Source organism: Actinoplanes italicus, from assembly GCF_003001815.1.
Taxonomy (GTDB): Bacteria; Actinomycetota; Actinomycetes; order Mycobacteriales; family Micromonosporaceae; genus Actinoplanes; species Actinoplanes italicus.
Genome location: NZ_PVMZ01000008.1, coordinates 428,321 through 437,934 on the forward strand (window position 1 = coordinate 428,321; position 9,614 = coordinate 437,934).

General features: G+C 70.0%; 9 protein-coding genes. 8 read left to right on the forward strand and 1 reads right to left on the reverse strand.

What is annotated here, in order from left to right; all coding sequences use genetic code 11:
• Positions 1-55 precede the first annotated feature (55 nt).
• Together CLV67_RS22085 and CLV67_RS22090 are read left to right on the forward strand one after the other, a co-directional pair.
• Entirely contained in the window at positions 56-568 is a 513-nt protein-coding gene (locus tag CLV67_RS22085; RefSeq protein ID WP_106321287.1) for a SigE family RNA polymerase sigma factor, read from the forward strand.
• The gene (locus CLV67_RS22090; protein ID WP_106321289.1) at positions 565-1,671 is read left to right on the forward strand and encodes a WD40 repeat domain-containing protein; all 1,107 of its coding nucleotides are present in this window, start codon (positions 565-567) and stop codon (positions 1,669-1,671) included. The genes CLV67_RS22085 and CLV67_RS22090 overlap by 4 nt, the downstream gene beginning before the upstream one ends.
• A 40-nt stretch (positions 1,672-1,711) precedes the next feature.
• Here CLV67_RS22090 and CLV67_RS22095 read toward each other — a convergent pair whose 3' ends face one another.
• Positions 1,712-3,142 carry a CCA tRNA nucleotidyltransferase gene (locus tag CLV67_RS22095; RefSeq protein WP_106321291.1) on the reverse strand — a complete coding sequence of 477 codons (1,431 nt, stop codon included), beginning with the start codon at positions 3,140-3,142 and terminating at the stop codon, positions 1,712-1,714.
• Between the two features lie 116 nt (positions 3,143-3,258).
• Here CLV67_RS22095 and CLV67_RS22100 point away from each other — a divergent pair, with 116 nt between their 5' ends.
• The 6 genes from CLV67_RS22100 to CLV67_RS22125 all read left to right on the forward strand — a co-directional run.
• Entirely contained in the window at positions 3,259-4,137 is an 879-nt protein-coding gene (locus tag CLV67_RS22100; RefSeq protein ID WP_106321293.1) for a hypothetical protein, read from the forward strand.
• A gap of 49 nt (positions 4,138-4,186) precedes the next feature.
• Positions 4,187-5,920: a murein biosynthesis integral membrane protein MurJ gene (gene murJ / locus CLV67_RS22105; RefSeq protein ID WP_106321295.1), complete on the forward strand. Its 1,734-nt coding sequence runs from the start codon at positions 4,187-4,189 to the stop codon at positions 5,918-5,920.
• Positions 5,921-6,166: 246 nt separating this feature from the next.
• Positions 6,167-7,711, forward strand: a complete 1,545-nt coding sequence (locus tag CLV67_RS22110; RefSeq protein ID WP_106321297.1) for a protein kinase family protein — start codon at positions 6,167-6,169, stop codon at positions 7,709-7,711.
• A 111-nt stretch (positions 7,712-7,822) separates the two neighbouring features.
• Positions 7,823-8,503, forward strand: coding sequence for an RNA polymerase sigma factor SigM (gene sigM / locus CLV67_RS22115; RefSeq protein WP_239166489.1), 681 nt, complete (start codon positions 7,823-7,825; stop codon positions 8,501-8,503).
• The gene (locus tag CLV67_RS22120; RefSeq protein WP_106321301.1) at positions 8,500-9,378 is read left to right on the forward strand and encodes a hypothetical protein; all 879 of its coding nucleotides are present in this window, start codon (positions 8,500-8,502) and stop codon (positions 9,376-9,378) included. Before sigM ends, CLV67_RS22120 begins: the two co-directional genes overlap by 4 nt.
• A 125-nt stretch (positions 9,379-9,503) precedes the next feature.
• On the forward strand, positions 9,504-9,614 hold a 111-nt coding region (locus CLV67_RS22125), incomplete at its 3' end, for an FAD-binding protein (protein ID WP_146169256.1).

Sequence of the window (9,614 nt, forward strand, 5' to 3'; positions counted from 1 at the left end):
AAGACGGATGCAAAGATCTGGATCCCATGCGCGTCATGCCCGGCGGAGGTGACCGGTGAGGCAGTCACTCGAGGACGAGTTCACCGCGTTCGTCGCGGCCAGGGGGCAGTCACTGCTCAGGATCGCGCACGCGTTGACGGGGGATCGCGAGGCCGCCCAGGACCTCGTGCAGGGTGCGCTGGCCAAGGCGTACGCCAAATGGCCGCGTATTCACACCGACGCCGAGGCGTACGTCCGGAAGATCATCTACAACGACCGTGCGTCCGCCTGGCGTCGTCCCGGCCGGCAGAACGAGGTGACGGTCGCCGAGGTGCCCGACGTAGCCACGTCCGATCACCACGATCAGCACGTCGCCGACCGGCTCACCGTCCAGCGGGCGCTGCTCTCGCTTCCGGCCCGGCAGCGGGCCGTGCTGGTCATGCGCTACCTGGAGGACCGCTCGGTGGAGGAGACCGCCGAGGCTCTCGGCTGCCGGCCCGGAACGGTGGCCAGTCAGGCGTCCCGGGCCCTGGTGAAACTGCGCGGCCTGGTCGGTGACCGGCTCACGTCGATGGGGGGAGCCCGATGAGGGACCTGGAGGAGAGCTTGCGCGACGCCGTACTCGACCTCGCCGACGACGCACCGCTCGCGTACGACCTGGCGGCCGTGGCCCGTACCCGTGGGCGGCGGATCCGGCAACGACGCCGTGCCGCCCTCAGCGCGTTCGTCGTGGTCATGGTCGCCGCCGTCGCCGTGCCGTACGTGGCGTTGCGCCGTGAGCCTCCGCAGCGGGTGGTGGAGCCGGCCCCGACGGTCACCGTCGCTCCCTCGATCGTTCCCCGCGCCCTGCCCGAGTTCACCGTCAAGAGCCCGTACCGGCTGCCCGGCGGCGCGACGGTCAGCATGTTGACGCTGCCCGGCGCCGACGACAGCAAGACATACGTGTCACTCGACCGCTCCACCGGCCGGTACCGGCAACTGGCCTTCGCCTACGACCCGCTGGGCATGTCACCGGACGGCCGGCTGTTCGCGGGTTCGACGGGCCGGGGGAAGGTACGCATCTTCGACGCCGACGACCGCACGGTGGACACCGTCGACGTACGCATGCGGTTCGACTTCCACTCGAAGCCGGAGTGGTCGCCGGACGGGTCCCGGCTGTTGCTGCCGACCGAGGAGGGTTTCGCCGTCTACGACGTTGCGACCAGGTCGCATCGTGTGTTCAACCGGCCGGACATCCGCTACTTCTGTCCCGACCTGTGCTACTTCACCTGGCTGCCGAACGGTCGCGAGGTGGCCGTCGCGCACCGCGACGAGGGTGTGCGGCGGACGGAGGAACGAGCCGACGTCATCAAGTCGGTGGTCGTGTATTCGGCCGACACCGGGGTCGAGGTGCGCAGCATCCCGATGACCGGGGCGCCGGTCAGCACGGACGCCTGGTCCCCGGACGGCCGCTCGGTGCTGATCCAGGTGCAGCAACCGGACTTCAACACGTCGACCCGTATCGCGGGCACCGACACGGGTGCCCTGCGCGGCGACCCGATCACCGGCCGGGCGATGTTCCTGCCCGACGGGCGCATCCTGACCGTCGGCAATCGCTACGCCGAGCTGCTCACCGCCGACGGCGTCCCGCTGGAGGAGATGAAGCTGCCGAGCCAGTTCGACGACGTGATCGTCACCGTGACGCGAAGCTAGGCGACAGACGTGAGGCGGAGCTAGGAGACGTGGCGCGAAGCTAGGCGATGTGACCCTGCTCACGGGCCCACTTGAGGAGCTCCGCCTCGGCCTCGTCACGGTCCAGCGGCCCCCGGTCGAGCCGGAGCTCCTTCAGGTGACGCCACGCCTGGCCCACGATCGGGCCGGGCGGCACACCGAGCAGCTCCATGATCGCGTTGCCGTCCAGGTCGGGGCGGACCTTGGCCAGGTCCTCCTCGGCCGCGATCCGGGCGATCCGCTCCTCCAGCGCGTCGTAGTCGGTGGCCAGCTGGGCGGCCTTGCGCCGGTTGCGGGTCGTCACGTCGGAGCGGGTCAGTTTGTGCAGCCTCGACAGCAGCGGGCCGGCGTCGGTGACGTACCGCCGCACCGCCGAATCTGTCCACTCGCCCCGGCCATACCCGTAGAACCGCAGGTGGAGGGCGACCAGCCCGACCACCTCGGAGGTCACGTCCTTGGGGTACTTCATGGCTTTCATCCGTTGTTTGGTCAGCCGGGCGCCGACCACCTCGTGGTGGTGGAAGCTGACCCGGCCGTCGCGGCCGACCGCCTTGGTCGCGGGCTTGCCGATGTCGTGCATCAGCGCGGCCATCCGCAGGACGAAGTCGGGCGCCGTGTCGCCCTCGAGGCGCATCGCGTTGCTGACCACGATCAGCGTGTGCTCGTAGACGTCCTTGTGCTGGGCGTGCTCGTCGATCTCCAGTTTCAGACCGGCGATCTCCGGCAGGAACCGGTCGGCCAGCCCGGTGTCGACCAGCAGCCGCAGACCGGTGAGGGGATCGGCCGCGCACATCAGCTTGGTGAACTCGTCACGGATCCGTTCCGCGGTGATCCGGTCCAGATCAGCGGCCATGTCTCGCATGACCGCGACGACCGTCTCGTCCACTGTGAAACGGAGCTTCGCGGCGAACCGGGCGGCACGCAGCATCCGAAGTGGATCGTCGCCGAACGAGATCGACGGCGCGTCCGGTGTGCGGATCACCCCGGCGGCGAGGTCGCGCAGGCCGCCGAACGGGTCGGTGAACACGTGCCCGGGCACCGACACCGCCATCGCGTTGATGGTGAAGTCGCGGCGTGACAGATCGTCGATGAGCGAGGTGCCGTAGGAGACCACCGGGTTCCGGGTCACCCCGTCATACGACTCGGCCCGGTAGGTGGTGATCTCGATCCGGGCGCCGTTCTTCTGGATGCCGATCGTGCCGAACTCGCGACCGGTCTCCCAGATCGCGTCGGCCCAGCCGTTCACCAGGGCGAGGGTCTGCTCGGGGCGGGCGTCGGTGCAGAAGTCGAGGTCGTCGCTGAGACCTTCGAGGAGTGCGTCCCGGACCGAGCCCCCGACCAGATGCAACTCGTGTCCGGCGTCGGCGAACCGCCGCCCGAGCTCGTCGGCGACGGGGGACACGCGGAGCAGCTCGGCTACCGCTTTCTGCTGGGCGGAGTTCAACACAGACATGGGGTCACCAGGGTATCTGGCCGTCCTTGTTCGGGCGGTGGGCGGGGCGGTCGGATGGGGTGGCGCGATGGGACGGCGGCGTGGCACCGAGAGTTGCGGCCGGGCAGGATGGCGGCATGCCGGTTTCCGAGGTTCTGCGCCTCCTGTCCGAGGATCCCGCCTTCTGGACCGGTGGGACGACCGGGATCGAAGGCCTCCCCGAGCAGCTGCACATCTCTTTCCCCGTGGTGGGTGGCTACTCGCTGGTGCTGGACATCGATCTGGTCACCGGCGACCGGCACCTGGGGCTGCGGCGGCCCGCCTCCAGCGAGCCGGTCCAGATGGGCTGGGCGCCCGCCGACGGCCCCTACCCGGCCTCGCTGCGCTGGTGGGAGCTGGAGTCCTTCGCCCGCGTGATCGCGCTGGAGGACCCGATGCTGCCGCATCCGGGGCTGGTGACGGCGCTGCTGTCACCGTTCGCGCCGGCCGGCGCCGACGACGATCCGGCCGAGATCGCGGCGGTGCGCGAGGCGGCGTACCGCTCGCTGCGCCGGGAGGTGCCGGAGACCACCCCGTGCGTTCCGGAGCAGGCTCCGCTGCCGCTCTTCGCCGACCAGCGGTGGTGGCCGACGCCTCCGGTCCCGTCACCGCAGGTGCTCGACGAGGCCGCGATCGCGGATCTGAGCGCACCGGCCGAAGCGCGGCTCCAGGTCCGCACGGCCGCCCGCTTCCCCCATGAGGACCTTTCCGATCTGGTACGCCGCGCGAGTGCCGTTCTCACGCTGCTGCCACACCATGGGGCGTACGCCGGGACGCGTCCCCTGGCCAGGCGGATCGCCGAGTCGGGTGACCTGGCCGGAGTGCCGGCGCTCCTGGGCGCGCTGACGGAGGCGGGCTGTGATCATCCGACCGTCCTGGATGCGCTGAGTGAGCCTCTCGTCCCGCTCGAGGCATGCTGGATGGTGGAGACCCTGGCCGGCGCGGAACCCGGCACCCTCCTGCGTCACCACGTGTGACTTTTGCCTTTATGGTGACTCCATCATCGGCAGGGTTCTGGAGGCTTGGGTGAACGGCGGCCTGTACCGCAGCACGCACGCGGCGCCGGACGGTCAACCGCCCGCGCAGGAGGGCGTGACCGTCGTCTCGGTCGAGGAACCGGCTCCGGCACCGCAGCCGGGGCAGGACGGTGGCGGCAGCACCGCGGGTCAGAGCGCGATCATGGCGGTCGGCAGCCTGGTCAGCCGGGTCATCGGGTTCGTCCGTAACGCGCTGATCGGCATGGTCCTCGGCGAGGCGGTCGGTGACGCGTACACCGGCGCTCAGTTCCTGCCCGGTCAGATCTACGAGCTGCTGCTCGGCGGCATCCTCTCCAGCGTGCTGATCCCGCTGCTGGTCCGGCGGCGCAAGGCCGACCCGGACGGCGGCCAGGAGTTCACCCAGCGACTGCTCTCCTTCGCGGTGGTCATGCTCGGCCTCGCGACCGCCCTCGTGGTGCTCGCCGCGCCGCTGATCACCGCGATCCAGACGAGCGGCGACAAGACCGAACCGGCCTTCCGTGACCTGGTCACGAACTTCTCGTACCTGATCCTGCCGATCATCTTCTTCACCGGCGTGTCGGCGCTGATCGGAGCCGTCCTCAACGTGCGCGGCCACTTCGCCGCACCGATGTGGGCGCCGATCCTCAACAACATCGTCGTGATCGCGGTGTGCGGGGTGTTCCTGCTGACCTTCGGGACGGACAAGGAGCTCACCCCGGAGAACATCAGTGGTGCCGAGCTGGTCCTGATCGGCGCGGGCACCCTGCTGGGCATGGTGGTACAGGCGATCGGCCTGCTCCCGGCGCTGCGCAAGGTCGGGTTCCGGTGGAAGTGGCGCTGGGCCCCGCGCGAGCTCGGGCTGCGCGAGATCGGTCACCTGGCCGGCTGGATGCTCTGCTACGTGGCGGCCAACCAGATCGCCGTGTTCGCGCTGGTCCGCGCACTCAACAGCGCGGGCGGCGAGGACAACCCCGGTGCCCTGGCCTTCAACAACGTCTTCCTGCTGATGATGATGGCGCACGGGATCATCGGCGTCTCGGTGATGACGGCTTTGCTGCCGAAGATGAGCGCGGCCGCCGCCGAGGGCCGGCTCGACGAGGTCAGCGACGACCTGAGCCGCGGCATCAAACTGGTCTCCGCGGCGCTGGCCCCGATCGTGGTGGCGTACGCCGTGCTGAGCGGGCCGATCGCGGTCTTCCTCTTCCAGGGCGGGCGCATCACCAACGCGGACGCGCTGGACATGGGCACGGTCCTGACCGTCGCGGCGTTCGCCGTGCTGCCGCTGTCGATCAGCTTCCTCTGCACGAACGTCTTCTACGCGCTGCAGGGCAACAAGACCGCCGCGCTGATCAACCTGCCGGTGGTCGCGGCCCGCATCACCGGGTATTTCGTGCTCGCCGCGATCCTCGACGAGTCCCTGACCGCGGCCGGGATGACCGCCGCCAACGGCATCTCCTACCTGCTGTCCGCGCTGATCTCGCTGGCCGTCCTGCGGCGCCGGATCGGCCGGCTGAACCTGGGCTCGGTGTTCGTGGCCCTGCTCAAGGTCGTGCTGGCCGCCGGTGTGGCGGCCGGGCTGGCGCTGCTCGTGGTGCGGCTGCTGCCCGGCTCGGGTGCGCCGGACGGCCGGGTCGAGGCGCTGGTGCAGCTGGCGGTCGGTGGCGTGGTGATCCTGATCGTGTATCTGGGCGCGGCGCTGCTGTTGCGTGTCCGGGAGGTCAGCCAGGTGGTCGGAATGGTACGTCGGAAGATCGGGCGCTGATTCCCTGATATACCCCCCGAACAGGTAATTCCTGACTCATCCGGCATTCGGCCACTCGCTGCGGGTTCCCAGGCATCGGTGCCGCGCCGGGGGGACGACCTGCCGGAGCATGGCCGAGTGCGGGTATGGTCGGTGGCGGCATGTGCGCGGGAGCCCGCGGTCCCTGCGCCCGAGAGGCGGCCCGATGAGCTCGAGCACCGGCGGACGACTTTCAGCACCGAGCATTGCACCACCGAGGGAGGACTGGTGACCCAGGTCGGCGAAGGCCACGAGACTGCGGCCGACGAGGCTGGACCGGTCTTGACCTTCGGTGCTCCCACCGCCGGTGAGGTCCTGGCCGAGCGCTATCAGCTGGAAGAACACGTCAACAACGACAGCGCCGGCCGGCAGGTGTGGCGCGGTATCGACGTGATCCTGCGGCGCCCGGTCGCCATGGTGCTCCGGCACCCCGGCGGCGACTCCGCCACCGAGATGCTCCAGGCCGCGGTCGCCGCGAGCCGGGTGATCCACCCCAATCTGGCCGGCGTCTACGACGCGATCGACGAGCAGCAGCGGGCCTATGTGGTCCGTGAGTGGGTCGAGGGCGAATCGCTGCGTGACCTGGTCGCCGCCGAGGGGCCGCTCGACCCGGCCCGCGCCATCACGATCGCGCACTCGGTGGCCGACGCGCTCACCGCTGTGCACGCCACCGGCATGATCCACGGCAACGTGCACCCCGGGAGCACGCTGATCGCCGACGACGGCCGGGTGGTCCTGGCCGACGCGCGGGCCCACGAGGCGGACAGCACCGAGTCCGACGTGCGGGCGGTCGGCGGCATCCTCTACTTCGCGCTCACCGGCCACTGGCCGCACAACGAGGTGGGCCGCTCCGCGCTTCCCGACGCCAACCGGGACAGCTCCGGCAACCCGGCGGCGCCGCGGCAGATCCGGGCGGGCGTCCCGGCGTACCTCGACGATCTCACCATGGACCTGCTCGACCGCCGGGTGGCCGCACCGGTCTCCGACGCGCTCACCTCGGAGCTGGGCCGGCTGGACGCCGCCGCCGAGGACGAGGAGTTCGAGGACGTCGGCCCGCTGCGGTTCGTCCAGGGCGGTTCGTCGTCCTCCGGCGAGCAGATGCGCAGCGCTCCCAAGATCCTGGTCGGCGTGGGTGCCCTGATCGTCATCGCGATCATCGGCCTGATCTTCGGCATCCGGGCGATCAACAAGACGAGCGACACCAACGCGGCCAATTCGGGTACACCCACGGCCGCGTCGACCGGTGACAGCGGCGGCGAGACCGCGCCGCCGCGTGATCCCGACAAACTGAAGCTCAGCGGCGACATGGTCCGGCTCGTCGACCCGCCGCCGGGTGACCGCAAGGACGCCGACGAGGCTGAGCTCACGGTCGACGGCGACCCGAACACCGGATGGTCGACACAGACGTTCTACAACCGCCCGAACTTCGGTAACACGAAGGACGGCATGGGCATCCTGATCAACCTGGGCGAGCCCCGGTCGCTGTCCGAGGTGCGGGTGGTGACGTCGGCGCCCGGCGTGACGATGGACGTCCGGACCGGTACCGAGGACCCCGGTAACAGCTCCAACGGTGACAAGAAGCTGCTGCAGCAGTTCAAGTCGCTCTCCGACGAGAAACCGGAGAAGAGCGGCGGCACGAAGTGGACCTACCCCGGCTTCGAGCCGAACCAGAAGTACCAGTACGTGCTGGTCTTCCTGACCGAGCTGCCCCCGAACGAGGATGGCGACGGCTTCAAGGTCAGCGTCAACGAGATCGAGCTGTACGGCTACTGACGAGCACCAGCTGACGAGAGCCGGGCCCTGCGGGTCCGGCTCTCACCCGTTCTATGGATCAATGGCCGTCGCGGTCGCGGTGAAGCGGCCGTGATGGCATAGATTGCTGGCGTGACAATCGGGGACGGCTTCGGTCGCGACGCCGGCGGGTCGGACACCGCGCCGAGCGACGCCGACCTGATCCGCGCCCACGTCGACGGCGACCCGGCCGCGTTCGCCGAGCTGGTCCGCCGCCACCGGGACCGGCTCTGGGCGGTGGCCCTGCGCACCGTCGGCGACCGCGAGGAGGCCGCTGACGCGGTCCAGGACGCGTTGCTGAACGCGCATCGCAACGCGGCCCGGTTTCGTGGTGACGCGGCTGTCACGACCTGGCTGCACCGCATCGTGGTGAACGCCTGCCTCGACCGGATCCGCCGCCGACAGGCCCACCCGACCGTCCCGTTGCCGGACGGCAACCGTGACGACGACCGTCCCTCCGGCCCCGAGCCGATCGCTCCGCTGCCCGACCAGGACACCGTGCTCGTCGTGCGGGACGCGCTGGCGGCCCTGCCGGCCGAGCAGCGGGCCGCGATCGTGCTCGTCGACGTCCAGGGGTACGGCGTGGCCGAGGCCGCCGTCATGCTCGGTGTGGCGGAGGGCACCGTGAAGAGCCGATGCGCCCGTGGCCGAGCAAAGATGGCGATGACCCTCGGATATCTGCGAGGGAACCGGAACGACGGCGGGACCGTCCCATCCAGGTCGGAAGCGGCGGGTTCGCTACCGGCCGGGCAAGAGCGGAGGGAGCCGCGGTGACGGGCGCCGAGTTCGAGGGGGTCGACATCGACCTGCTCGCCGACTATGTCGGTGGCGCTCTGGACGGCACCCCCGACGAGGAGCGGGTGGCCGCCCTTGTGTCCACGGACACCGCCTGGCGGGCCGCCTACGAGGCACTGGAGCCGGGCATGATCGCGGTCGGCGCGGTGCTGCGGGAGTTCGAGCCGGAGCCGATGCCCGACGAGTTGGCGGCCCGGCTCGACGAGATGTTCCGGACACCATCCGCCGAAATGCAGAACGCGACGAACGAGACCGCTGCGGACGAGCGCGCGGAGACCGTACCCGCAAAGGTTGTTGATCTTGATAGTGCCCGTCGCCGTCGTCGGCGGTGGGCCGCGCCGATCGCCGTGGCCGCCGCAGTGATCGCGTTCGCCGGTGTGGGCGTCAACGCGTTCCTCACGTCGGAGACGATGGGCGACGCGCAGTCGGCCGCCGGTTCCGCGGCGAACTCGCAGGCCGAGGTCATGACCGACAGCTCCGCGGCCGACAGTGTGACGGTACGCAGCGGCACCGACTACAACTCGGGCACGCTGGCGAGCGCCGCCGGCAAACAGACGCGGAGTTCCGGATCCCTCGACTCACCCGCTCCGGCCGCCGGTCAGGAGCCCGTGACCGTATTCAGTTTGGACCGCCTGAGCAGCCCGGACGCGCTCGCCGAATGCCTCGGCGAGATCTCCCGGGAGAACGGCGGCGTGCTCTCGTTCGAGCTGGTGGACTATGCCCGGTTCAACGGCTCGCCGGCGGTGATCGTCCGTTTCTCCGCGGCCAACGGCACATGGGTGTGGGCGGTGGGTCCGGAGTGTGGCACGTCCGGTGCTGGCGCGGACCTGGTGGAGCAAGTGCCGGTACGCTGATCGGACTCCCCGCGTGAGGTCGGACACCAGGCCCGCCGGGGAATGGCGGTTACCCGCCTGACGTTCTAGCGTGCAGTGTCGCCGACCTTTAATTCGTGCGGCGAAAACAGACTGAGGAGTCGGCAGTGGACGAGGTCCGCAATCTGATCATCATCGGTTCCGGACCGTCGGGCTACACCGCGGCGCTGTACGCGGCCCGGGCCAACCTGAATCCCCTGGTGATCGAGGGCGTGAAC